At 70.1% G+C, this 23,995-nt stretch carries 23 protein-coding genes and 2 pseudogenes; 10 read left to right on the top strand and 15 right to left on the bottom strand.

The features are described 5' to 3' along the window. Positions 1-62: 62 nt before the first annotated feature. The 3 genes from ACIRFH_RS15105 to ACIRFH_RS15095 all read right to left on the bottom strand — a co-directional run bounded on the left by ACIRFH_RS15105 (position 63) and on the right by ACIRFH_RS15095 (position 4,618). Positions 63-1,523, bottom strand: coding sequence for an amidase (locus tag ACIRFH_RS15105; protein WP_403520533.1), 1,461 nt, complete (start codon positions 1,521-1,523; stop codon positions 63-65). 272 nt (positions 1,524-1,795) lie between these two features. Further along, the gene (asnB, locus tag ACIRFH_RS15100) at positions 1,796-3,643 is read right to left on the bottom strand and encodes an asparagine synthase (glutamine-hydrolyzing) (protein ID WP_403520531.1); all 1,848 of its coding nucleotides are present in this window, start codon (positions 3,641-3,643) and stop codon (positions 1,796-1,798) included. 225 nt (positions 3,644-3,868) lie between these two features. Next, positions 3,869-4,618 carry a TetR/AcrR family transcriptional regulator gene (locus tag ACIRFH_RS15095; RefSeq protein ID WP_403520529.1) on the bottom strand — a complete coding sequence of 250 codons (750 nt, stop codon included), beginning with the start codon at positions 4,616-4,618 and terminating at the stop codon, positions 3,869-3,871. A gap of 211 nt (positions 4,619-4,829) precedes the next feature. Between ACIRFH_RS15095 and ACIRFH_RS15090 the strand changes: the two genes are divergently transcribed. Then, entirely contained in the window at positions 4,830-5,765 is a 936-nt protein-coding gene (locus tag ACIRFH_RS15090; RefSeq protein WP_403520527.1) for a carbon-nitrogen hydrolase family protein, read from the top strand. Next, positions 5,758-7,098, top strand: coding sequence for an APC family permease (locus tag ACIRFH_RS15085; protein WP_403520525.1), 1,341 nt, complete (start codon positions 5,758-5,760; stop codon positions 7,096-7,098). The genes ACIRFH_RS15090 and ACIRFH_RS15085 overlap by 8 nt, the downstream gene beginning before the upstream one ends. 222 nt (positions 7,099-7,320) lie before the next feature. On the opposite strand, the gene ACIRFH_RS15080 is transcribed toward ACIRFH_RS15085, so the two are convergent. The 5 genes and pseudogenes from ACIRFH_RS15080 to ACIRFH_RS15060 form a co-directional block, all read right to left on the bottom strand. Next, on the bottom strand, positions 7,321-7,989 hold the full coding sequence (locus ACIRFH_RS15080; RefSeq protein WP_403520523.1) for a potassium-transporting ATPase subunit C: 669 nt from the start codon (positions 7,987-7,989) through the stop codon (positions 7,321-7,323). A gap of 8 nt (positions 7,990-7,997) precedes the next feature. Further along, positions 7,998-10,109 carry a potassium-transporting ATPase subunit KdpB gene (gene kdpB, locus ACIRFH_RS15075; RefSeq protein WP_403520791.1) on the bottom strand — a complete coding sequence of 704 codons (2,112 nt, stop codon included), beginning with the start codon at positions 10,107-10,109 and terminating at the stop codon, positions 7,998-8,000. Positions 10,110-10,138: 29 nt separating this feature from the next. Beyond that, positions 10,139-11,803 carry a potassium-transporting ATPase subunit KdpA gene (gene kdpA / locus ACIRFH_RS15070; RefSeq protein WP_403520521.1) on the bottom strand — a complete coding sequence of 555 codons (1,665 nt, stop codon included), beginning with the start codon at positions 11,801-11,803 and terminating at the stop codon, positions 10,139-10,141. Positions 11,804-11,811: 8 nt separating this feature from the next. After that, positions 11,812-11,901, bottom strand: coding sequence for a K(+)-transporting ATPase subunit F (kdpF, locus tag ACIRFH_RS15065; RefSeq protein ID WP_019888110.1), 90 nt, complete (start codon positions 11,899-11,901; stop codon positions 11,812-11,814). Between the two features lie 201 nt (positions 11,902-12,102). Further along, positions 12,103-12,474 (bottom strand): annotated as a pseudogene (locus ACIRFH_RS15060) (DNA-binding protein); the annotation flags it as partial. 26 nt (positions 12,475-12,500) lie between these two features. On the opposite strand from ACIRFH_RS15060, the gene ACIRFH_RS15055 reads away from it, so the two are divergent. After that, complete coding sequence (locus ACIRFH_RS15055) at positions 12,501-12,830, top strand: carboxymuconolactone decarboxylase family protein (RefSeq protein WP_403520518.1); 330 nt, start codon at positions 12,501-12,503, stop codon at positions 12,828-12,830. 581 nt (positions 12,831-13,411) lie between these two features. On the opposite strand, the gene ACIRFH_RS15050 is transcribed toward ACIRFH_RS15055, so the two are convergent. Further along, entirely contained in the window at positions 13,412-14,344 is a 933-nt protein-coding gene (locus tag ACIRFH_RS15050; RefSeq protein WP_403520516.1) for a helix-turn-helix domain-containing protein, read from the bottom strand. 206 nt (positions 14,345-14,550) lie between these two features. Between ACIRFH_RS15050 and ACIRFH_RS15045 the strand changes: the two genes are divergently transcribed. Genes ACIRFH_RS15045 through ACIRFH_RS15025 form a run of 5 tightly spaced genes read left to right on the top strand, consistent with a single transcriptional unit; the run spans position 14,551 to position 17,388 of the window. Next, positions 14,551-15,111 carry a quercetin 2,3-dioxygenase gene (locus ACIRFH_RS15045; RefSeq protein ID WP_403520514.1) on the top strand — a complete coding sequence of 187 codons (561 nt, stop codon included), beginning with the start codon at positions 14,551-14,553 and terminating at the stop codon, positions 15,109-15,111. 9 nt (positions 15,112-15,120) lie between these two features. Then, positions 15,121-15,267 carry a DUF1427 family protein gene (locus ACIRFH_RS15040; protein ID WP_403520512.1) on the top strand — a complete coding sequence of 49 codons (147 nt, stop codon included), beginning with the start codon at positions 15,121-15,123 and terminating at the stop codon, positions 15,265-15,267. After that, positions 15,264-15,506 (top strand): DUF1427 family protein, encoded by a 243-nt coding sequence (locus ACIRFH_RS15035; RefSeq protein WP_403520510.1) that lies wholly within the window; start codon positions 15,264-15,266, stop codon positions 15,504-15,506. The genes ACIRFH_RS15040 and ACIRFH_RS15035 overlap by 4 nt, the downstream gene beginning before the upstream one ends. Beyond that, positions 15,496-16,461 carry an amidohydrolase family protein gene (locus ACIRFH_RS15030; RefSeq protein WP_403520508.1) on the top strand — a complete coding sequence of 322 codons (966 nt, stop codon included), beginning with the start codon at positions 15,496-15,498 and terminating at the stop codon, positions 16,459-16,461. The genes ACIRFH_RS15035 and ACIRFH_RS15030 overlap by 11 nt, the downstream gene beginning before the upstream one ends. Before the next feature lie 18 nt (positions 16,462-16,479). Then, positions 16,480-17,388 carry an alpha/beta hydrolase fold domain-containing protein gene (locus ACIRFH_RS15025; protein WP_403520506.1) on the top strand — a complete coding sequence of 303 codons (909 nt, stop codon included), beginning with the start codon at positions 16,480-16,482 and terminating at the stop codon, positions 17,386-17,388. Between the two features lie 37 nt (positions 17,389-17,425). On the opposite strand, the gene ACIRFH_RS15020 is transcribed toward ACIRFH_RS15025, so the two are convergent. From ACIRFH_RS15020 to ACIRFH_RS15005, 4 genes and pseudogenes are all read right to left on the bottom strand, one after another. Continuing rightward, a complete protein-coding gene (locus ACIRFH_RS15020) occupies positions 17,426-17,779 on the bottom strand; it encodes a family 1 glycosylhydrolase (protein ID WP_403520789.1) in 354 nt (117 codons plus the stop codon). Positions 17,780-18,133: 354 nt separating this feature from the next. Further along, positions 18,134-18,672, bottom strand: a pseudogene (locus tag ACIRFH_RS15015) (family 1 glycosylhydrolase); the annotation flags it as partial. Between the two features lie 207 nt (positions 18,673-18,879). Then, positions 18,880-19,482 carry a TetR/AcrR family transcriptional regulator gene (locus tag ACIRFH_RS15010; protein WP_403520504.1) on the bottom strand — a complete coding sequence of 201 codons (603 nt, stop codon included), beginning with the start codon at positions 19,480-19,482 and terminating at the stop codon, positions 18,880-18,882. A 124-nt stretch (positions 19,483-19,606) separates the two neighbouring features. Then, the gene (locus tag ACIRFH_RS15005) at positions 19,607-20,476 is read right to left on the bottom strand and encodes a 3-hydroxyacyl-CoA dehydrogenase family protein (protein WP_403520502.1); all 870 of its coding nucleotides are present in this window, start codon (positions 20,474-20,476) and stop codon (positions 19,607-19,609) included. A 148-nt stretch (positions 20,477-20,624) separates the two neighbouring features. On the opposite strand from ACIRFH_RS15005, the gene ACIRFH_RS15000 reads away from it, so the two are divergent. Beyond that, on the top strand, positions 20,625-21,347 hold the full coding sequence (locus ACIRFH_RS15000; RefSeq protein ID WP_403520500.1) for an acetoacetate decarboxylase: 723 nt from the start codon (positions 20,625-20,627) through the stop codon (positions 21,345-21,347). Here ACIRFH_RS15000 and ACIRFH_RS14995 read toward each other — a convergent pair. Beyond that, a complete protein-coding gene (locus tag ACIRFH_RS14995) occupies positions 21,301-22,248 on the bottom strand; it encodes a PAS domain-containing protein (protein ID WP_403520498.1) in 948 nt (315 codons plus the stop codon). The genes ACIRFH_RS15000 and ACIRFH_RS14995 overlap by 47 nt on opposite strands. 195 nt (positions 22,249-22,443) lie before the next feature. On the opposite strand from ACIRFH_RS14995, the gene ACIRFH_RS14990 reads away from it, so the two are divergent. Further along, on the top strand, positions 22,444-23,064 hold the full coding sequence (locus ACIRFH_RS14990; RefSeq protein WP_403520496.1) for a dihydrofolate reductase family protein: 621 nt from the start codon (positions 22,444-22,446) through the stop codon (positions 23,062-23,064). Between the two features lie 59 nt (positions 23,065-23,123). Here the strand turns inward: ACIRFH_RS14990 and ACIRFH_RS14985 are convergent, their stop codons facing one another. Beyond that, entirely contained in the window at positions 23,124-23,672 is a 549-nt protein-coding gene (locus tag ACIRFH_RS14985) for an SMI1/KNR4 family protein (RefSeq protein ID WP_403520494.1), read from the bottom strand. Positions 23,673-23,995 lie beyond the last annotated feature (323 nt).

Here is a 23,995-nt window from a genome sequence, read left to right as displayed (position 1 = left end):
CCCGTGTCCGTGCCCGTGGCCCCGGCCGGACGAGGACGACGAGGGCGGGGGGCGGGGAAACCTCATGGGGCGACCGCCGGCGGTGGCCGGTGGTCTCGGCCCACCACCGGGCGAGCGGGGCGGGTACGCCAGGTGCCGGTGGCGGATTCGACGGCCTGGGCCAGCTGCAGCACGCCCAGGTCGTCGCCGTGCCGGCCGATGATCTGCAGTCCGGCGGGCAAGCCGTCCGCGGTGAAACCGAACGGTACGGAGACAGCCGGGTTGCCGGTCAGGGAGATACGGGAGCAGACCCGCATCCACTCCCGGTAGTAGGTCTGGGGGACGCCCGCGACCGTTTCGGGCCAGTGCTGCTCGATGGGGAACGGCGGCAGCTGAGTGACCGGGGCGACGAGGAAACGGTAGGTGTCGAGGAAGTCGTGCATCCGGTCGTAGGCGCGGGCGCGCAGTGTCTCCGCCCGCCCGAGATCCTCGACCGTCAGCCTGCTGCCGTGCTCGATCTCCCACCTCACGCTGTCGCCGAGCTGGTCGGGACGGTCCCGGTACTCCTGGGCGTGCTCCTGCCAGTAGTAGGCGGCGCGCATGATGTCGAACGCCTCGTCCACACCGGTGAGGTCGGGCTCGGCGTCGGTGACCGCGCACCCGAGCTGGGTGAGAAGCCCGCGTGCCGGGGCCAGCGCTTCGGCCAGCGCCGGATCGATGGGCAACCCGTCGAGCGTGTCCGACCAGGCGACGGGCGTGCCGGTCATGTCCCCGTCGTATACGGCGTGGAAGTCCTGCGGCGGCAGGTTGAGGATCGACCTGTTCGACGGCCGGGCCATCACCAGCATCTGCAGAGCCACGTCACCGACGGTCCGGCCCATCGGGCCGTACACGGACAACGTGAACACGGGCCGGTCGTTCGGCCACTGCGGTACCCGGCCGTCCGACGGGCGCAGCCCCACGACGTTGTTCCAGGAGGCGGGGTTGCGCAGCGAGCCGGCCATGTCGGAACCGTCGCAGACGGCGGCCATGCCGGTGGCCAGCGCGACGGCGGCGCCGCCGGAGGACCCGCCACAGGTCTTCGCGGGATCGTAGGCGTTCGCGGTGGCGCCGAAGACCGGGTTGTACGTCTGCGAACCGGTGCCGAACTCAGGGGTGTTCGTCTTGCCCAGCGTCACGCAGCCGGCGTCGAGCATCCGCTGGACGACCAGGTGGTTCCGCGTGGGCACGTGATCGGCGTGCAGCGGTGAACCGTAGGTGGTGCGGATCCCGGCAGTGTCGGCGAGGTCCTTGTGCGCGGCCGGCAGGCCGTGCAGCGGGCCCAGGACACGGCCCTTCGCCAGAGCGGCATCAGCTGCGGCCGCCAGTTCGCAGGCGCGGTCGGCGCATACCGTCACCAACGCATTGACCTGGGGATTCACCTTCTCGATCTGCTGCAGATGGGCATCGAGGAGCTCGCGGGCGGACAGTTGCCGGCTCGTCATCAGACCGATCAGCCCGCGAGCAGGCTGGAACACCAGCTCGGCGTCGCCGTTGGCGGACATGGGTTGCTCCTCACCCTCTCCTGCTGGATCGCGGCTGGTCGTGCGTTTCGGCCGCAGGCGGGGCCGGGACCGCGGAGCCGGTGGAGCCCGCGTGACCGGGCCGTTGGTACGCCCTGCGAAGCCGGGGCGGGACTGCCTCCCGCACCGGCGCGCAAGGCCGCTCTGCCCCGCGCGGAGCACTCTGAGGCGAAGGCTTCGTGAAAGGCCTGCGTGGCCCGCCACCAGGACGTACGCGCAGCGAAAGCCGACACCGGCTGGTCTCCGCGGTGATGTCACGAGCCGAGGGTGAGGGTGGGCCGCTCCAGCTCGAACCAGACGGCCAGGTCCAGTGTCCGTTCCAGGCCGTTGCGGTCCGCGGTGCCGACCTGTTCGGGTTCGACGGCGGTGATCTGACGCAGCCAGGTCCGGTCCAGAAGGTCGAGGGCAGGACTCGTGCCAGCCGACAGCAGGTCGCGGACCTGTGTCTGCAACTCCGCCGCGTAGGCGGGGTCCTGAGCCGAGGGGTAGGGACTCTTGACGCGCTCAAGGACCGAGCGGGGCAGGAGGTCCGCTGTGGCCTGCCGCAGCAGACTCTTCTCCCGGCCGTCGAATGTCTTGAGCGACCACGGCGTGTTGAATACGTACTCGACCAGGCGGTGATCGCAGAACGGGACGCGTACTTCCAGACCGGTGGCCATGCTCAGCCTGTCCTTGCGATCCAGCAGTATCCGTACGAAGCGGGTCAGGTGCAGGTAGCACACCTCCCGCATCCGGCGTTCCAGCGGATCATCCTCACTGTCCAGACGCGGGACCTGCGCCAGGGCCTCCTCGTACCGCTGAGCCAGGTATCCCGGCAGGTCCAGGCGCTCGCGCAGTTCCGGGGCGAGCACCGAACTGCCGCCGCGGCCGTGCTGGCGCTCCAGGGCCGCCAGCCAGGGGAAGGTACCGGCATCACGGGTGGCAGGGTCGTGGAACCAGGCGTAGCCGCCGAAGACCTCGTCCGCGGACTCGCCCGACAGGGCCACTGTGGAGTGCTCCCGGATCGCCCGGAACAACAGCAGCAGCGACTGGTCCATATCGCCCAGGCCGAGCGGCAGGTCCCTGGCCCGCACCGCGGCGGTACGCACGCTGGGATCCGCGAGCCCCTGGGGATCGAGCACGATGTCCTGGTGGTCGGTACCCGCATGCCGGGCGACGTCGTACACATACGGGGTGTCCGGGGTGGCTCGCAGACCGTCGGGAACGAAGTTCTCGCTCTGACCGACGAAGTCGACCGCGAAGCTGCGCACCGTCTCCCGGCCGCGCAACTGCTGGGCTGCCAGTGCGGTGACCGCGCTGGAGTCCAGGCCGCCGGACAGCAGGATGCACCGCGGCACGTCGGCCACCAGCTGACGGCGGACAATATCGTCGAGCAACCGGCGCACCTGCGCCACGGTGTCCTCGCGACTGTCGGTGTGCTCGGCCGCGCGTAGTCGCCAGTAGGTGTGGGTGTGTACGCCCGCGCGGTCGACGGTCACCACCGTGCCCGGTTCCACCTCCCGCATTCCCGACCAGACGGCACATCCGGGCGTCTTGGCCATGGAGAACAGCTCTCGCAGGCCCTCCAGACCCACCTCGCGGGGCGCCACCGGGTTGGCCAGGATGGCTTTCGGTTCGGAACCGAACAGTGCACCGTCCTCGGTGGGGAAGTAGTACAGCGGCTTGATGCCCATCCGGTCACGCATCAGGAGCAGCCGCTCGGTTCGACCGTCCCAGACCGCGAACGCGTACATGCCGTTCAGCCGCTCGGGGAGCTCCGCGCCCCATTCCAGGTAGCCGCGCAGCACGACCTCGGTGTCGCTGTCGGTGCGGAAACTATGGCCGCACCGGCGCAGCTCCTCGCGCAGTTCCGCGAAGTTGTAGGCCTCCCCGGAGTAGATCAGCACGACGTCCCCGTCCGGGGTGCGCTCCGTCATCGGCTGGGTGCCCCCGGGCAGATCGATAATGGCGAGTCGGCGATGGCCGAGCGCCGCGTGCCCACCGAGCCACAGGCCCTGCGCGTCGGGGCCGCGGCACGCCATCGTCGCGTTCATCGCTTCGGCAGTGGAGCGCTCCTGCCGCAGATCTCGCTCGTAGGACACCCAGCCGGAGATCCCGCACATTGGATGACCCTCCTCGCCGGGGAGAAAACGCATCTGAATCCCTTTTGTCCACTATAGGAGTTAAAGGTGCACAGCGTTCGTGGAGCAGTCACCGCACAGCGGCCGCCGGGTACTCCCGGCGGCAGTTCTCAGGTCGTCAGCCGGAGAAGGCGGGGCCGAGCGTCACGAAGAAGGGGATGGCCGCGGGGCCGGCCTCCGCATCGACGTGCGGCTGGCGTGATCGTCTCAGAGCGTCCGGGAGGTCCTGTCGTGCTCGGTCGCGGTGTGTTCGGCGGCGGAGAGGATCGCTTCGACGGCGGCGGTGTAGATCGCTTTCTGGGTCACGGTTGTCAGGTCGTCGATGTGTCTCACGGTCGCCGGGTACTGGCGCTCGGACAGGTGGGAGTAGACGCGGCTCCAGGCCGAGTCGTCCTTCTCACGGTCCTCGGGCGCGAGTGAGCCGAGCGAGGCGGAGTGGGCGCAAAGGCCGAGAGCGGTGTCGATGAAGGCGCGGTAGAACAGGACGGCCTGGGCGGGAGGCAGACCTGCGCGCTCGAAGGTCGAGAGCAGAAGCTCCACCATGCGCCGCTCGGCGGGTCCGCCGGTGGTGCGGGCGAAGCTGAGCAGGGTGATGGCCGGGAAGCGATCCTGGTAGGCCCAGGTGATGTCGGCGATGCGGCGCAGTGTGTCCTGCCAGGTTTCCTCTTCGGGGATGTCGCCGATCTCGTCGAGTTCGATCTCGATCGTCCGCTCGCACAGCGCGAGGACGAGTTCGTCCTTGTCGCGGAAGAGCCGGTAGAGGATGGAGACGTCCACGTCGAGTTCCTGGGCCAGCCTGCGCATGGTCAGGCCGGCCGGGCCCTCGCGCTCGGCGAGCTGGAACGCGGCGTTCACGGCGGCTTCCCGGCGCACGCTTCTGCGCTGGCGTGGGCCGGTGCCGCGGGCGGAGCCCGTTCCGGCGTTCTCCGGGGCTTTGGGTGCCGTGTTCTTCGCCATGGGTTTCGGTCTTCTCGGTCGGGGGCCGGGTGACGACCTTACCAACGGGCGGCAACCATTGTTGCCAACACCGTTGACAACGGTATGTCGGATCGGGTTCCGTGTCGCAGGACACGCCACCGCCGACTCCGCCCGACGGACTCGGCCCCGGCTGCCCGTACCTGTGCACCGCCGTTCCCGACACGGCCCGTCCGTCATCTCAGGAGCCCTCATGAGCCGGCATCTACGCGTCGCCCTGGTCCAGACGTCCGCGGAATCTCTCGAGGAGTTCGCCGACGGGCTGCGCCGGCGCATGAAGTCACCCAACGCCGCCCGGCTCGTTGTCTATCCGGAGCTGCACCTGTGTTCGCTCGGCGTGGAGGACATGTCCGAACAGGAGGCCGTCGACCGGTACGCCGAACCGCTCGACGGCCCCCGCGGCCGGTCACTCGGCGCACTCGCCCGGGAACTGGGCATCTGGCTCGTTCCGGGAACGGTCCTGGAACGCGCGGAGGACGGCTCGGTCTACAACACCGCCGTGGTCTACAACCCGGACGGGGAGCGGGCCGCCCACTACCGCAAGATCTTCACCTGGCGCCCCTACGAACCGTTCTGCCCGGGGCGCGAGTTCGTCGTGTTCGACATGCCCGGTCACGGCCGGGTGGGGCTGTCGATCTGCTACGACAGCTGGTACCCGGAAGTCACCCGGCACCTGGCGTGGATGGGCGCCGAACTGGTGATCAACCTGGTCCAGACCCCAACGACGGGCCGGATCCAGGAGATCCCCCTCAACCAGGCGAACGCCATCGTCAACCAGATCTGGGTGGCCAGCGTCAACGGCGCCTCCCCCACGGCCCACGGCGGAAGCCTGCTCGTCGACCCCGAAGGACACTTCCAGATCCCCGCCGCCGGCATGGAGGACGCCACCCTCGTCGGCATCGTCGACTTCGACCGGGTCGCGGCCGCCCGCACCCACGGCACCAGCGGTGACTCCTGGCCCTGGGAGCACTTCCAGGAAGGAGACAGCCGCCTCGCACTCCCCCTGTACAACGGGTACATCGACCCGGCCGCCTGGCGTCCGGCCGTCCCGCCCCGGACGCCAGCCGCACAGCGCGCCGCCTCCCTGAACGGCTCCGTCGCCTCGGAAGACGGCGCCGGACATGAGTAGGACCTCCGGGGACCTCTCCCCCAAGCTCTCCCTGGCATCCGTGGTCACCTTCGGACTCGCCTACATGGCGCCCAGCCTCGTGATGGTGCTGTTCGGAGTGATCGCCGCGGCCGGCGCGGGCACCGCGCCGACCGCCTTCCTCGTAGCCACCGCGGCGATGTGCCTCACCGCCCTCAGCTACGCCAAGATGGCCCGGCACTTTCCCGTCTCCGGATCTGCGTACGGCTACGTCCGCGAGGTGGCGGGCGGGCGGGCCGGATTCCTCGTCGGCTGGCTCGTCCTGCTGGACTACCTGTTCCTGCCGATGGTCGCCTGGCTCGTCCAGTCCGTCTACCTCAACGCCCAGTTCCCGCACATCCCCGTCTGGGCGTGGATGCTCCTGAACGCCGGCCTGACCACACTGGTGAACATCATCGGCGTCTCACTCGCCGACCGCGTCAACAAGCTGCTGACCGCGCTCGCGGTGCTCCTGGTGCTGCTGTTCGTCGCCTACTGCCTGGTCCACCTCGCGGACAGCCGGCCGCGGTCCTACACGGAACCGCTGTGGAACGCGGACAGCGGACTGGCCGGCATATCGGCGGCCGCCGCCGTCGCCGCCTACTCCTACCTCGGCTTCGACGCCGTCACCACACTCTCCGAGGAGACCCGTGACGCCCGGCGCACCATTCCGCGCGCCGTCGTCCTCGTCGTCGGGATCGGCGGCCTGTTCTTCGCCGTGGTCGCCTACATCATGCAACTCGTCCACCCCGGAGGCGACTTCGCGGACCCGGACATCGCCGGATACACCCTGTCCGTACAGGTCGGCGGCCAGGCCTTCGCCGACTGGACGAACATGGCCTCCATCGTCGGCGGATTCGCCTCGGGCCTCGCCGTGCAGCTCAGTTCCAGCCGTCTGCTGTACAGCATGGGCCGCGACGGCGTCCTGCCCCGACGGGTCTTCGGCACGCTGCACCCCCGGACCCAGACACCGGTACTCAGCCTCCTCGTCACAGGTGCCATGTGTCTGACCGGACTGAACATCGATCTCCAGACAGCGACATCGTTCATCAACTTCGGCGCGTTCACGGCGTTCACCGCCGTCAACGTGTGCGTCGTGCTCTTCTACGTCCGCAACCGCCCCACCGACGGCGGCGGCATCCTCGGGTACGTCGTGACACCGACGCTCGGCGCCTGCGTCACCGCCTACCTGATCACCCAGCTCAGCGCGGACGCACTCACCATCGGACTGGTATGGCTCACGGCCGGATGCGGCTACCTCCTCCGGCTCACCCGCGGATTCCGCCGCCCCACCCCCGAGCTCAACCTCTCGGACGAGCACGCCCCCGCGCCCTGAAGAAGGATCGGGTCAGAACCGCCGCCGTGAGGCCAGGAACTGCTCCGCACCCGTGGGGGTGGCCCCGGCGGGCGGGGGCAGGCCGACGCCGCCCCGACAACGCGGCGACGGCCTTCCCGCCGGATACGCGGTCAGTGGGCTCGCCGCGGTCAGGGCAGCGGGTGCCGCCGGGCCGCGGGGGCTCCACGGCTCGTCGGCTCCCGGCCGCTGTCGGTAAAGCCATCAGTCCTTCTCGATCAGTTCCTTGAGCGCGATGTTGAGCTTGAGGACGTTCACCCGGGGCTCGCCCATGAAGCCGAGAACCCGGCCGTCCGTGTGTGCGTCGACCAGCTTCTCCACCCGATCGACGGGGAGGCTGTTCCGGGCGGCGACCCGGTGGACCTGGAGCCTGGCGTACTGGGGAGAGATGTGCGGGTCCAGACCGGAGGCGGAGGAGGTGACGGCGTCGGCCGGCACGTCCGACGGCTGCACCTTGTGGTCGGCGGTGGAGTTGTCCTTGACGACGGCGGCCTTGGCGTCCTCGATCCACCTGATCAGCTCGGCGTTGTCGCCGGAGCGGTTGGTCGCGCCGGACAGGAACAGCTCGTACCGGGTGTTGACGGTGTTGATGCCCAGACCGTTGGAGGGGCGCGGCTGGAACCACTTCAGGTCCGGTTCCGGGGTCTCTTCGCCCTTCTTCAGAGGCAGGTCGTAGCGCTGGCCGATGAGTTCGGAGCCGACGACCTCGCCGTCACTCCTGACCTCGGAGCCGTTCGCTCTGCCGGGGAACAGCGCCTGGGCCACGCCGGTCACGGCGAGCGGGTAGAGCACGCCGCAGACGACAGTCAGGACGAGCAGGGCCCGCAGGCCCGCACCGATCAGCCGGGCGGTGTTGCGTACGGAGTTGGTCATGTTTGTCGTCACCCGATGCCAGGGATGAGGGAGAGGAGCAGGTCGATGAGCTTGATGCCGATGAACGGGGCGATGAGGCCGCCGAGGCCGTAGATGCCGAGGTTGCGGCGGAGCATCTTGTCCGCGCTCATCGGCCGGTACCGCACGCCCTTCAGGGCGAGCGGTACGAGCGCGACGATGATGAGCGCGTTGAAGATGACAGCGGACAGGATCGCGGACTCGGGGGATGCCAGGCCCATGATGTCGAGCTTGTCCAGGCCGGGGTAAGCGATCGCGAACATCGCGGGGATGACGGCGAAGTACTTCGCCACGTCGTTGGCGAGGGAGAATGCCGTCAACGCGCCTCGTGTGATGAGGAGTTGCTTGCCGATCTCGACGATCTCGATGAGCTTGGTCGGGTTGGAGTCGAGGTCCACCATGTTCCCGGCCTCCTTGGCGGCCGAGGTGCCGGTGTTCATCGCCACGCCGACGTCGGCCTGCGCGAGCGCGGGGGCGTCGTTGGTGCCGTCGCCGGTCATCGCGACCAGCTTGCCGCCCGCCTGCTCGCGCTTGATGAGCGCCATCTTGTCCTCGGGCGTCGCTTCGGCGAGGAAGTCGTCGACGCCGGCCTCGTCCGCGATCGCCTGCGCGGTGAGCGGGTTGTCGCCCGTGATCATGACGGTCCTGATGCCCATGCGGCGCAGCTCGTCGAACCGCTCCCGCATACCCTCCTTCACCACGTCCTTGAGGTGGATCACGCCCAGGATCCGGGCGCCCTTGTCGTCCTCGACGGCGACGAGGAGCGGCGTACCGCCCGCCTCGGAGATGCGGTTGGCGAGGGAGCCGGCGTCGTCGGCGACCTGCCCGCCCCGCTCTTTCACCCAGGTGATGACGGAACCGGCCGCGCCCTTGCGGACCTTGCGTCCGTCGACGTCCACGCCGGACATGCGCGTCTGGGCCGTGAAGGGCACCCACTCGGCGTGTGCCAGTTCACCCTGATGGCGCTCGCGCAGCCCGTATTCCTCCTTCGCGAGGACGACGACGGAACGTCCCTCGGGCGTCTCGTCGGCGAGCGAGGAGAGCTGGGCGGCGTCGGCCACCTCGGCCTCGGTCGTGCCCTTGACCGGGACGACCTCGGCGGCCTGCCGGTTGCCGAGCGTGATCGTGCCGGTCTTGTCCAGCAGCAGTGTGGAGACGTCGCCGGCGGCCTCGATCGCGCGGCCCGACATGGCGAGTACGTTGCGCTGGACGAGCCGGTCCATGCCCGCGATACCGATCGCGGACAGCAGGGCGCCGATCGTGGTCGGGATCAGGCAGACCAGCAGCGCTACCAGGACGATCAGCGACGTCTGCTCGTCGGCGCCCGCGTAGAGGGCGAACGGCTTCAGGCTGACAACCGCGAGCAGGAAGACAATGGTCAGCGAGGCGAGCAGGATGTTGAGCGCGATCTCATTGGGCGTCTTCCGCCGAGCCGCGCCCTCGACCAGGTCGATCATGCGGTCGATGAACGTCTCGCCCGGCTTTGTCGTGATCTTGATGACGATCCGGTCGGAGAGGACCCTCGTACCGCCGGTGACAGCGCTGCGGTCGCCGCCCGACTCGCGGATGACCGGAGCCGACTCACCCGTGATGGCCGACTCGTCCACCGACGCCACGCCCTCGACGACGTCACCGTCGCCGGGGATGATGTCGCCGGCCTCGCAGACCACCAGGTCACCGATCCGCAGCTCGGTGCCGGGCACCCGCTCTTCGGACTTCCCGTCCTTGGTCAGCCGACGGGCGACGGTGTCCGTCCTGGCCTTGCGCAGGGTGTCCGCCTGCGCCTTGCCCCGGCCCTCGGCCACCGCCTCCGCGAGGTTGGCGAAGACCGTGGTGAGCCACAGCCACACGGAGATCGCCCAGCCGAACCAGTCGGTCGGGTCCTTCAGCGCCAGCACGGTGGTGGCCACCGAGCCGACGAGGACCACGAACATGACCGGCGACTTGGCCATCACGCGCGGGTCGAACTTGCGGATCGCGTCCGGTAGGGACTTGATCAGTTGCTTGGGGTCGAACAGCCCCCGGGAGGCACGCCCCGCATCGGGCTTGTGCCGGGGTGGCAGATCGCTGTGCGGCGCCTTGGCCGGGTTGGCGGTGGACATGGCGTCCTCTTGCCTGTTCACGTTGATGGTCATGACGCCAGCCCTTCGGCGAGCGGGCCCAGCGCGAGGGCCGGGAAGTAGGTCAGACCGGTGATGATCACGATGGTGCCGACCAGCAGGCCCGCGTAGAGCGGCTTGTCGGTACGGAGCGTGCCGGTGGTCTCCGGGACCGTCGTCTGCTCGGCGAGCGAGCCGGCCAGCGCCAGCACGAACACCATCGGCACGAACCGGCCGAGGAGCATCGCCAGCCCGATGGTGGTGTTGAACCAGGGGGTGTCGGCGTTCAGGCCGGCGAAGGCCGAGCCGTTGTTGTTGGCGCCGGAGGTGTAGGCGTAAAGGATCTCCGAGAAGCCGTGCGCGCCGCTGTTGGTCATCGAGTCCGCGGGCGTGTCCAGGGCCATGGCGGCGGCGGTGAAGCCGAGCACCAGCGCCGGGGTGACCAAGATGTGGCAGGCGGCGAACCCGATCTCCCGGGTGGAGATCTTCTTGCCCAGGTACTCGGGCGTCCGACCGACCATCAGACCCGCGACGAACACTGCGATGATCGCCATGATCAGCATGCCGTACAGGCCGGAACCGACACCGCCGGGCGCGATCTCGCCCAGCATCATGCCGAGCATCGTGATCCCGCCGCCGAGTCCGGTGAAGGACGAGTGGAAAGAGTCCACCGCACCGGTCGAGGTGAGCGTGGTGGAGACCGCGAAGATGGACGAGGCGCCGATCCCGAACCGGGTCTCCTTGCCCTCCATCGCCCCGCCCGCCGTCTCGAAGGCCGGGCCGTGGCCCGCGAACTCGGTCGCCCACATCAGCAGCACGAACCCGACCCAGACGGCCGCCATCGTGCCGAGGATCGCGTACCCCTGCCTCACGCTCCCGGCCATCCGGCCGAAGGTCCTCGTCAGCGAGAACGGGATCAGGAGGATCAGGAAGATCTCGAAGAGGTTGGTGAAGGCGTTGGGGTTCTCGAAGGGGTGGGCGGAGTTGGCGTTGAAGTAACCGCCGCCGTTGGTACCCAGCTCCTTGACGACCTCCTGCGAGGCCACCGCGCCACCGTTCCACTGCTGTGAGCCGCCCATGAACTGCCCGACCTCGTGGATACCGGAGAAGTTCTGGATCGCGCCGCACGCGACCAGAACGATCGCGCCGACAACCGAGAGGGGCAGCAGGACGCGTACGACTCCGCGGACCAGGTCGGCCCAGAAGTTGCCGAGTTCACCGGTGCGGGACCGGGCGAAGCCCCGTACGAGCGCGACGGCGACCGCGATGCCGACGGCCGCCGAGACGAAGTTCTGCACCGCCAGGCCACCGGTCTGCACGACGTGGCCCATGGCCTGCTCGCCGTAGTACGACTGCCAGTTGGTGTTCGACACGAAGGACGCGGCGGTGTTGAACGCCTGGTCCGGGTCGATGGAGGCGAAGCCGAGCGAACCGGGCAGCGAACCCTGGAGACGCTGCAGGGTGTACAGGAAGAGGACGCTCACCGCCGAGAAGACCAGCACGCCGCGCAGATAGGCGGGCCAGCGCATCTCGGCATCGGGGTTGGCGCCGATGGCCTTGTAGATCCACTTCTCGACCCGCAGATGACGGTCGGAGGAGTACACCCTGGCCATGTAGTCGCCCAGCGGGCGGTACGCCAGCGCGAGCGCGGCGGTCAGGGCGAGCAGCTGGAGCACAGCCGCGAGGAAAGGGCTCATGTCCGTGCTCAGAACCTCTCCGGCTTGACGAGGGCGAGGACGAGGTAACCGAGCAGGGCGACGGCCACGACGAGACCGATGATGTTCTCGGCGGTCACAGCTTCGCCACCCCCTTGGCGATGAACGCCACCAGCGCGAACACCGCGACCGTGATGACGACGAAGGCCACGTCGGCCATCGAGAGCTCCTGAGAGAGGTTCGGATGAGAATCGGACCTCTAGAGGAAAGCGCGCTTCTGACCAGGTGCTGCCCTTTGTTGACGCCTCTCTTACGGTCGCACGCCTCCCTTTGACGGCCCCCTAACGCCTTGGGTGGTTCCCAGCCGTGGGCCGCCGCCCACGTCGGTGCACGGGCTCCCCGCGGCGCACCGATCCCGGCGCCCGGGCGACGGGGCGATCGGCGCGGGCCGACGAGGCGAGCTGCCAGGGAACGCTGGTCACCATCGCCCCCGGGATGAACAGCGGCCGGGCCTTGAGCCACAGCGCGGACCGGTTGTGCGGCAGGTTCTCCCACCACTGCCCGACGACGTACTCGGGGATGAACACGCCGATCACGTCACGCGGACTCTCGCGATGGACGGAGCGGACGTACTCCACGACCGGCCGGGTGATCTCGCGGTAGGGGGTGTCGAGCACCTTCAGCGGGACGTCGATGCCGAGGTCCTCCCACCGGTGTTCGGACGGGAACGGGTGACTTCATGCATTCGCACCACGAGGAAGCACAGTTCATCGCCGACATCAAGGAGGCCGCGCCGGAGATGGTGTCGGCGTTCTTCGGCTTCGACAAGGCCGTGTTCAGCAAGGACACCGGCAACCTGGACCTGGCCACCCGTGAGCTGATCGCGGTCGGCGTCGCGGTGACGACGCAGTGCCCCTTCTGCGTCGAGGACCACGCCAAGCGCGCCGTGAAGGCCGGTGCGTCCAAGACCGATGTGGCCGAAGCGGTCATGGTCGCCGCCGCCCTGCGCGCCGGTGGCGGCGTCACGCACGGCTGGAAGGCGATGAAGAGCATCGCCGAGGGCGAGTGAACCCACCGGCACCGCGAGGGGCGTCAGCGCGAGCACGGCGGCTGCGAGGAGGACTCCCGTGCCGAGCAGAGTTCCGAGGGTGCCGCCCAGGTCGCCCTGCGACTCTCCCGGCCAAAGACACCGGCACCGGCCGGCCCGGATCCTTCGAACGGGCCGGAAACGTCGTATGCCGGGTGCGCCTCTTCCGTCCTGAGCGGTTCCGCTCCGACCAGCGGCTCGATCCGGTCGACCGGCCGTCGGCCCGAGGCCGTTGTCCGCTGAAGCGACTGCTGGACTTCACCGACGTGCGCCTGCCCCAGACGGACCGGTCCGATGTGGAGCTGGGGCGTGGAGACCTCCACCCACACGCTGCGCGTCGTCTCCTCCTGGATCCACGACCGGTTTCCCCGGAGCCGCACTCTTCCTCGGTCACACGGGCGAGAGCCTGCCGGGCATGCTCTGGCGCCTGGACAGCCTCCGGGCAACGAGCGTGTGCGCCCCGATCGGCGACACCGACCGGGCGAAGATCTGCCACCTCGACGCCGAGCGCCTGCTCGGCCTGTAGCGGCGGGTCGTTCCGGCCACGTCCCGGTGCTCGTTCCTCAGGCCCGTGTCAGGCGCCGGAACCCGGTCGGCGTCATGCCGGTGTGCTGCCGGAAGAAGGCGCTGAAGACGGTCGGGTAGGCGAACCCGATGCGTTCGCTGATGGCGGCCGGCGCCAACGAGGTGTGGATGAGCAGGCGTTTGGCCTCCAGCAGCACCCGGTCGTCGATGTAACGCTTGGCGCCGCAGCCGAGGGCCGCCCGGGTGGCACGAGTGAGGGTGCGGGGGCTGTAGCCGAGTTCGGCCGCGTAGTCCTCGACCCGGTGGGTCCGCCCGAAACCGTCCTCGACGGCCCGGCGGAACAGGTCGAACGGCTTGCCACCGCCGGTTCGTGTCCGCCGCCGCGGGTCGGCGAGGTGGACGAGCCGGATGAGGATCACCGAGAGCAGGTCGCGCAGCGTCTCGATGTACGCCTCCAGCGTCAGGTCGCCGAGACCGGCGTGCTCCTCGACCAAGGCGTCCAGCAGACCGAGCAGGGCCGTCTGCCGTGCCGGGTCGGGCGTGACGAGGCGGTACGGGATGTACTCGGCGTCCCGGATCAACGCGTCGGTCGCGGCGCTGGGGAAGCCCGTCGGGAAGACCAGCACCGTGGCACCGCACTTCCCGGGGCCGTGAGGGAACTGCAGCACCTGCCCCGGCCACACCCACAGCCAGTCCCCCGGGCGCAGGACGTACGTCGTGAAATCCACGGAACACTCCAGCCGGCCCTCCCGCACCGCGACGATCAGATGGAAAGCCGGACGTCCGGGATCGGTGAGGGGGCGCCCTCGCTCGGCGGCACGTGCGGCGAGTTCGAGAGGATCGAGCACTTCGAGGCCGGGTGGCCTGCCGGGGGTCGGACGGTAGACCACGGCGGGGATGGCGGTCGCCGTCCGCCGAGCCGCGATGCCGGCTGCTCCGTGCCCGGCCCCGGTCTGTCCGTTTTCCTTCATCGCCTGCCCGAGTTTACGCCGTCAAGGCTCCTCAGCGGGCCTAACGTGAAGGAAGGAGGTCACGAAGCCACCGGAGATCCCGGCCGACTTCCGGAACCCCCATGAGAACGGCGCGTGGTGCCGCAGTTCGCCGCCCCGCACGATCCGAGCCGGTCGCCCCGAGCCGTTCTGGTGCTGTGCTGAGCCCGCCGTCGGAAAGGACCACCATGACCATCGAGTTCGCCACCCGTTACCGCGAGCGCTCCCACATCCCGCCGGAGCCGGGAAAGCCGTACTTCATCGAGAAGGGCATGGGAGACCGCGCCCACCTCTTCACGGACATGTTCACCATCTACGCCGGTGGCGAGCAGACGGAGAACACCTTCAACTTCTTCACCTGCGAAGGACCCAAGGGCGACATCATCCCCGCCCACTCCCACCCCGACACCTACGAGGTCTTCTACATCACCGACGGTGCCGTGCGCCTGTTCGTGGAGGACCTGGAGGGCGAGCAGTACGAGAAGCTGCTCACGGTGGGCGACTTCGGCTTCGTCCCGAAGAACTGCCCGCACGCCTACCGCATCGAGCGCCACCACAGCCGGATCGTCGGAGTGGCGGCCGGCCCGGGCGGCACCTTCGAGCGGTTCTTCGAGAACCTCGGCACGCCCACCGACGAACTCGACCCGCCGCGGCAGCCCTACGTTCCCGAGCGGGAGAAGTTCGCCACCGTGCCGCAGAGGTACGACGTGAACTTCCTGCCCGACCACAAGTGGCGTACCGAAGGCTGAGTACGAGCAGTGCCGTATCTCGAAGCCCTGCTCGCGGGCGTGCTGGTCGGCGTGCTGTACGTGGTGGTGCGGGTCGAGTCACCCGCACCGCCCCCGGTCGCCCTGATCGGGCTGTCGGGCATGCTGCTGGGCCAGGCCGCGCTGGGCGCCCTGTGAGCGCCGTCGGTGGCGGCCGGGCCTTCCTCCGCCCGGCCGTGTTCTCCTTCGCCGCCGGCCTGCTCATGGGAGCGGTGTACTGGGCGCTGGATCTCACCTCGCCCGCCCCGCCGCTCCTCGGTCTGACCGGACTGGCCGGCATCGTGCTCGGCGAACGCGTCGCCACCGCCGTCCGCAACCGCCTGACCCGCCGCCCCACCCTCCCGCCGCCTGAAGAAGGGCCCCCTCGTGTCTCCTGATGCCCCTGGTTACCTCGATGTCCACGCCCACTTCGTCACCGACTCCTACGTCCGCCGGGCCCGTGAGGCCGGGCACGAACTGCCCGACGGCATGCCCGCCTGGCCGTCCTGGTCGGCCGAGGCGCACCTGGAACTGATGGACCGCTGCGGCATCGAGACCTCGATGCTCTCCGTCTCCTCGCCCGGCGTCCACTTCGGCGACGACACCGCCGCCCGCCGCCTGGCCCGTGAGGTCAACGAGGCCGGCGCCGACACCGTGCGCGCGCACCCCGGCCGCTTCGGCCTGTTCGCCTCCCTGCCCCTGCCGGACGTCGACGGCGCCCTCGAAGAGATCGCCCACGCCTACGACACCCTGCACGCCGACGGCGTGGTCCTGGAGACCAACACCCACGGCACCTACCTCGGCAACCCCGGCCTGGAGCCGGTCTGGGCCGAGCTGGACCGGCGCGGCGCGGTGGTCTTCCTGCACCCCACCTCGCCGGTGTGCTGGGAGCAGTCCGCCCTGGGACGCCCCCGCCCGATGGTGGAGTTCATCTTCGACACCGCCCGCACCGTCACCGACCTGCTCATGTCCGGCACCCTGGACCGGCACCGGGACCTGACGGTGATCGTGCCGCACTGCGGCGGCGCCCTGCCGGTCCTCGCCGACCGTATCGACGGCTTCATGAAGATGTTCATGCCCGCCGGCACCGAGGCCCCCGGCGCCGTCGAACAGCTCGGCCGCCTCTACTACGACATCGCCGGCCCCGCCCTGCCCCGCCAGCTGCCCGCACTGATGAGTCTGGCCGGCACCGACCGCCTCCTGTACGGCAGCGACCACTGCTGGACCCCGGCCGCCGGAGTGGAGAGCCACATCGAGGGTCTCGACGCCGCCGAGGCGCCCGAGGGCTTCGCGAGCTGGCGCGCGCTCACCACCGCCAACGCCCACCGCATCCTGCCCCGCACCGTCCGATGAGACGAAAAGGCCCGTGACGTGACGTTCCCCTTCCACCTGCTGGCCCCGCCGGACCCGGCCGCGCTGCCCCTGCCGCACCCGGCCCGCCCGGCCGACGGCGTGCGGCTGCTGCGCGGCGCCGTCTACGCCGTCCCCGACGGCAGCCGCCCCCTCACTGTCGACCTGTGGCTGCCCGAGGACGCCACCGATCCGGTACCCGTCATCGTCTTCGTCCACGGCGGAGCCTGGCGCACCGGTCTGCGCGACGACCTCGGCCCCCGCTTCCGTTCCTGGCGGCCCGGCCCGTTCGCCCGGCTCGCCCGGGCCGGGTTCGCCGTCGCCTGCCCCGACTACCGCCTCAGCGGTGAGGCCGCCCACCCCGCCCAGCGCGACGACCTGGCCGCCGTACTGGACTGGCTCCGTACCCGCGCCGACGACCTCGGTGTGGACGCCGGCCGCACCGTGCTGTGGGGCGAGTCCGCCGGCGGACACCTCGCCGCCCTGACCGCCCTCACCCAGCCCGCCGGCACGATCGCCGGCTGCGTCACCTGGTACGCCCCCGCCGACCTGCCCGCACTCGCCGAGGACCGGCCCGAGGGCACGTACGACCCCCACGACGCGGACTCCTTCGAGGCCCTGCTGCTCGGCGGGGCCCCGGCGGACCGGCCCGAGGCGGCCCGCGACGCCAGCCCGGTCACCCACGTCGGCCCCCAGGCCCCGCCCTTCCTCATCCTGCACGGCACCGACGACGTCCTGGTCCCGGCCCGCCAGTCCGTCCGCCTCGCCGAGGCCCTGCGCGACGCCGGCCACCATCCCGAGCTGCGCCTGATCAGCGGCGGCAACCACCTCTGGGTCGGCCTGTCGGACGAGAGCGCCGAGGACTGTCACACCCGCACGGCCGACTTCGCCCGCCGCTGCACGGGTGGGGGTGCCGGGCGGACGCGATAACGGCCGGCGCAATGAGGGGTCCGGTGCGCCGCCCAGCTCAGCGCACAGCCGCCGCCCGGTAGGCGCGCCCCACGTCCGCGTACGCCCGCGCGCTCGGCTTCGGACGGCGCTGGAACGTGTCGCGGTCGACCTCGTGGAGGCCGAGCTGGGCGCCGTAACCGAAGATCCACTCGAAGTTGTCCATGAGGGTCCAGTGGCAGTAGCCGAGGACGGGCGTGCCTGCCGCGGTCTCGGCGGTCAGTTCCCGCACCGCGGCGGGGATGAAGGCGGCGCGCTGGGTGTCGTCGGCGGTCTGGATGCCGTGCTCGGTGACGAGGACCGGCACCCCGGCCGCCTCGTGCGCGTAGCGCACCGCGCCGGCGAGGGAGCCGGGCTCGATGGCGGTGCCCATGCCGTTGGGCTCCCCCTCGGCCGGCACTTCGCCGTCGGGGCCGTGGACGACACGCGCGTAGTTCTGCACGCCGATGAAGTCGTCCTGGCGTGCCTCGCACAGCCAGTGGTCGTACACGGCGGCGCGCTTGGCGTCGCGGTGCTTCTCGCCGCCGGGGAGCGCGACCTCGTCGGCGATGGCGATGGAGACGCCGACGGGCAGGTCGGCGCGGCGTGCCTTGATCGCCTCGCGGGCGGCGCGGTGGGCGCGGGTGAGCACCTCCTGGAAGTCGTCCTGGAGGGCGGCCGGGATGACGTTGGCGCTGGCGTAGGAGACGCTTCCGGCCGCCTGCGCGGCGGCGGCGAGCATCCGGCCCTTCCGCTCCTCCGCCTCGGGCGGCAGCTTGCCTCCGGCCTGGAGCAACTGCTCCAGGTTGGGTTCGTCGAGGGGGACGCCGTACGCGATGCGGTCGCCGAAGCGGGCCATGACGCGGTCGCACTGCTCGGCGAACCGCTCCGGGGCGTCCGGGGCGGTCCACGAACCGGCCGCCGCGAACCAGCGCGGCGCGGTGAAGTGGTCGAACGTCACGAGGGGGCGAGACCGCGGACGAGGCAGCCGTCGGCCTTGCGTTCGCAGTGGTCGAGGGCCTCGGCGGAGACGACACCGCGCTCGGGTTCGACGCGGGCCCGTTCGACCGAGAACCGGAAGGCGTCGAGTCCGAGGCCGACGGCCAGGTCGAGGTCCGTCTCCCACTGCTGGTAGCCGCGGCAGGCCGGCCCGCTCCGTTCGCGGAAGAGGAACGGCGTCGTGTGCTCCAGGAACCAGGTGTCGCCGGCGGTGTCGTCGCCCTCGTTCCGGTGTCCGGCGGTGGCGGAGCCCCACAGGAAGGTGTCGGGCAGGGCGGGGTGGGACATGGGGTGCCCCTGCTGCTGAATCGGTCCACCCGGATGGGGAGGTGAGGAAGCAGCACGTCACCGCTCGCGGGCGGGGCACGGCGTGATGAAGGAGTGACGGCCGGGTCCGGCCTCCACGGGCTCGCCGCCCGGCAGATCGACCAGCGCGGTCACCCCGGGCGGCACCACGAGGCCCAGGTGCAGCGCGCCTGCCTCCTGTCGGCGGTGCTACTCCGTGACGGGCGCGGTGAGGGCACTGATGAGGTGGGGTGTCAGGTCCCGTGCGTCATAGGCCGCTCCGTGGGTCAGTCGCAGGGCGGTGAGGCCCTCGAAGACCGCGGTGAGCAGACGGGCCAGGTCGTCGGCGGGGATGGTGGGCCGGAGGTCCATGCGGGCGAGGGCCTCGGTGAGCACCTCGGTCAGTCCCTGTGTCAGCCGGTTCTCATGGGCGGCCAACTGCTGGGCCAGTTCGGGGTGCCGGGCGGCGTGAAGGGTGAACTCCATGGAGACCAGGAACCATTGGCGTTCCTCCTCGGTACGGCCGGCGAGTCGGTTCTGGATTTCGTCGATGGGGTTGTCGCCCGGCTTGGCCTGGACCGCGGCATCACGCAGGTCGGACAGCAACCGGTCGGCGTGGACGTCGTAGAGGGCGAGGAAGATCTCCTCCTTGTCGCGGTAGTTGGAGTAGAAGGCTCCCCGTGTCAGTCCGGCACGCTCGACGATGTCGCTGATCGAAGTGGTGTGGAAGCCCCTCTCCGTGAACAGCGCCCAGGCGCTCTGGACCAGAGCGGCCTGAGTGAGCGGGCGGCGTTTGGTGGGCGACTTCGGCATGGTGGGCCTTTCTACAGCTCTGCGGTTCCGGGGCTCCGCTCAGCGTGCGCGACGGCGTGCGGGACCGCTGGGCTCGACGGGGGCGGCAGACCAGGCTATGCCGCCCCCGTCCGCAGACTGACGTTCAGTCCTGGCCACCGTAGGTGTAGAAGCCGCGGCCGGTCTTCACGCCCAGATGTCCGGCGTCGACGTAGCGCTTGAGCAGTTCGCGCGGTCCGGTCGGGAGGTTGGGGTTCTCGGCGGCGTAGTGCTTCTCGATGTCCAGGACGACGTCCAGGCCGACCTGGTCCATGGCGCGGAACGGTCCGCCCTTGAGGCCGGTGTTGATCTCCCACATGCTGTCGACGTCCTCCGGGGTGGACACGCCCTCGGCGACGACGGCCAGCGATTCGCGCTTGATGGCCGCCCAGATGCGGTTGAAGATGAAGCCGGTGCTCTCGCGGCGGGCCTCGAAGGGAAAGACGCCGTAGCGGGGCAGGACCTCCAGCAGCAGGTCCATGACGGCCCGGTCGGTGTGGCCGCTGGACATCAGATCGACCGCCGGCTGCGCGGGTGGCATGTAGAAGTGCATGTTCACCACGCGTGAGGGATCGGCGACGTGGTCGGCGAACCGGCTCGTCGGGTAGGACGAGGAGTTGCTGGCCAGGATGGCGTCCGGCCCAGCCAGCCGGTCCAGGTCGGCGAAGACCTGCCGCTTGAGCTCCAGACGCTCCGGGACGGCCTCGACGACCAGCCACGCGCCGGTGAGGGCCTCGGGCAGGTCGGTGGTGGGGACGACGGAACCGGACGCACCGCCGTCGACGCGAGAGGCGACCTCGGCCACATGCTCCTCGACGTAGGCGCACGCGTGCTTCCCGGCCTCGCTGCTCGGATCGTAGATGTGCACCTGGCCGCCGCGGGCGGCGAACATCAGGGCGATGCGCCGGCCGAGTGTGCCCGCGCCGATGACGGCGACCGGGCGGGTCTCGATGCCGGTGGGGAGGGTGAAGGTCATGGTCTGCGCTTCCTTCGGTGCGAGGGGGGTGGGGGCGCGTGCCGGGTTGCGGGCAGCCGCCATAGAATTCACTATGTATCCGATACATCGTGTATGCAAATGGGGTCGCAGACCGCCGGCCCTCTTGCCGCCCTCGAGGAGAGTCACCATGCGCGCCGAAGAGATCCGCAGCCGCCTCAGCACCCCGCTGACCACCCCCGTCTACCCGCCCCGGGCCACCCGGTTCACCGACCGCGAGTACCTCAACGTCGTCTACCGCACCGATCCCGAGGCTCTACGCGCCGTCGTCCCCGAGCCGCTGGAGATCGACGAGCCCCTGGTCCGCTTCGAGATCATGAAGATGGGCGACGTCGAGGGCTACGGCCCCTACCTGGAATGCGGCCAGGTCATCCCCGTGCGCCACGGCGCCGAGCACGGCGAGTACCTGCACGCCATGCACCTGGACAACTTCGCCGCCACCGCCGCCGGCCGCGAGCTCAGCGCCTACCCGAAGACCGTCGGCAGCCCGTCCCTGTTCCCCGACAACGGTGCGCTCGTCGGCACCCTCGACTACGGCACCCAGCGGGTCGCCACCGCCACCATGGCCTACAAGTGGCTGCCCCTCGATCCGGCCGAAGCCCGGGCGCAGATCACCGTCCCCACCTACGCCGTGAAGATCGTCCCGGAGCGCGTCTGCGAGCTCGTCCGCACCGAGATCACTGACATCACGGTCAAGGGCGCCTGGACCGGGCCCGCCCGCCTCGAACTCTTCGCCCACGTCATGGCACCGCTCGCCGACCTGCCCGTGCACGAAGTGGTTTCGGCCAGCCACATCATCACCGACCTCACCCTCGCACCCGCCACCCCCGTCCACGACTACCTCGCCGGCTGAACCGGCCTTGCCCGCGGGCGCACCCGCTCGGCCGCGGCTCGGTGCCGTTCGGTGTCGTTCGGTGCCGTTCGGTGTCGTCGACCACGGTGACGGCCACCCCGAGGATGCGTCCGTGCTGGTCCTGGAGCCGGTAGTAGGACGAGGACCACGACTGTTCGCCGTGCGGACCGGGAAGGGGCGGATCGGTGCTGAGGGTGAGCTGCTGGTTCAGCAGGGGCTCCCCCGTGGCCAGGACACGGTGCAGGGCCGCTTCGATCTCGCTGGTGTCCGGCACGGGGACGACCTCGGACGAGTGCCGGCCCACGGTCTCGCCGACCGGTCTGCCGTGGATCTTCTCCAGTACGGGATTGACGAGCATGCAGCGCAGGTGGGGATCGAGCACGGCCAGACCGAACGGCGCGTGGTGGAACAGCCGTGAGGTCAGCGCCAGACCGGTCTCCAGTTCGCGCAGCTGCTGCTGGTCCGTGGCGACACCCAGCGCATAGGTGTGGTGCTGATCGTCCTGGAGCGGCACGTTGCGGAATGCGGTCCGGCGCACCGTGCCGTCCTTGCAGTGGATCGGGAAGCCGCCGGCCCAGGACTCCCCCGCCAGCACCCGGCCGAACAGCTCCAGCACTCGGGACTTATGGCGGAGATCGATCAGGAGGTCCGCCGCGTACTGCCCCAGGGCCTCGGCCGAGCCGTACCCGAAGAGGTGCTCCGCCTCCGGGCTCCACAGGATGATCCGTCCCTCGTCGTCGAGCACCGCCGCCGCGACACCCAGCAGATCCGGCAGGCCGACGGGCGCGGAGACGACCTCGGCCTCTCCACAGCCCGCCCGGGCGGCTTCGACGTCGTATCGGTCCCCGGCGGCTCTCCTCTGCCCACCGCCCGAGAGCGCCGTGCCCCTGCCATCCTCCACCCGTGCCCCACGCGCCGCATGCCAACCCTCTCGGTGACGACCTCGGCGATGGTGGGGGCGTCCTTGATCGCGTGCCGTCGAACCTTGACGGCCGCGCAATGAGTTCTCGGGCCCGGAGCGGTCTACCCCAGGGATGAACGGATCGGACTGCTCACAGCGAGGGCGACGGAAGGTCGCCACCAGGAGGACGGCACGGTGACCACACGTTCGGGCAGGGTGACCTGCGACCTCTCGATCTCCGTCGACGGGTACTCGGCCGGGCTCGACCAGACCGAGCAGCGCCCGTTCGGCGACGACGCCGGTGATGGCTGGGGCGACAGGCTGCACGCCTGGATGTTCGAAACCCCGGAGCAGCGGCGGGCCGAACTCGACCGGCTGGCGGCGGTCGGCGCCTTCATCATGGGGCGCAACATGTTCGGCCCCGTACGCGACGCGTGGGATCGACGGTGGAAGGGCTGGTGGGGCGACAATCCGCCGTACCACGCACCGGTCTTCGTGCTCACCCACCACCCGCGCGACCCGCAGCCGATGGACGGCGGCACCACGTTCCACTTCGTCACCGACGGCATCGAATCCGCACTGCGGCAGGCTCGCGAGGCGGCGGGGGACCGCAACGTGTCGATCCACGGGGGCGCGACCACCGTCAACCAGTACCTCGCCGCAGGCTTGATCGACGAGCTGCGGCTGCACATCGTGCCGTTCACGCTCGGCGCCGGCACACGGTTGTTCGACGGCGTGCCGTCACTGAATCTCGAGCAGGTGGAGTCGAGAGCGGCGGACTCGGTCACACACGTGACCTATCGCGTGCTGTCCTGAGAGAAGGGCGGTGGCGCTCACCACTGCCGGCGGGTTGGTCCGGTCGGCATGCCGCGCGTTCACAGGCTCGTCAGCCAATCGGCGTACCAGGAGCGGAAGCCGGTACTCACCGGCAGGAAGCCGCCCCAGTCCGGATCCATCTGCCAGATCTCTCCCGCGTGTGCGCCGTTCAAGACGAGCCGGGTGTAGATGCCGCAGCCCTGTTCGGCCAGCATGAGCGTGCCCCGGGTCAGATCGGCGGGTGCCCCGATCGGGCCGGGCAGGGGGCCGGTGAGTGGGAACGGCTCGGCGAGGCGGCCCGGCAGCCGGTCTTCCTCCCACTCGTCGTCCGCAGCCCACTCCTCGTCGGCCTCCGGGCGTGGGACGGTCAACGGCATCAGGCCGTGCCCGGGCCCGGCCGGGCCGTTGCCCACCTCCGCGAGGAAGGACCGGTACTCCGCCGGTAGGGCGATGCCGTGGGATTCCTCGAACGCCCGGATCTCCGTCTCCGGCAGCTGCGGCGCCAGCGCGTACCGATGCGTGCGCGCCCCGAAACGCTCCCGCTCCGGGTCCCGTGCGGCCATCTCACGTAGCCGCGCGCGGACGCCGTACTCGTCCCAGTTCGCCATCCAGGGACCGTAACAATGACATCCGCGCCCCGGTCCGGCGGGCCGGGGTCTGTCGTTTGGATCAGGTCGCAGGGCATCGGCGGCGGCTTCTCATGCCGGTGAGCGGGGCCTGGTGCATGCAGCTGCAAGGCGGAGGAAGGAGTCGACGCGGAGCGTCGGCGAGTGACGACAACGCCGCAGATGCGCGCACCAGGCCCCGCGTCTGCGGCGTGATCCAAACGACAGACCCTAGTGACCTGAGTCGGAGATTCGTCGTTGGTTCGGTATGAGTCGTCCGGGTCCGAAGATTCCGCCGTTGTCGGTGACCGATGCCCAGCGGGTCG

It is taken from the genome of Streptomyces sp. NPDC093586 (assembly GCF_044764905.1).
Classification (GTDB): domain Bacteria; phylum Actinomycetota; class Actinomycetes; order Streptomycetales; family Streptomycetaceae; genus Streptomyces.
Note: the sequence above shows the minus strand (reverse complement) of the source record. Positions and strands in the feature narration are given on the sequence as shown.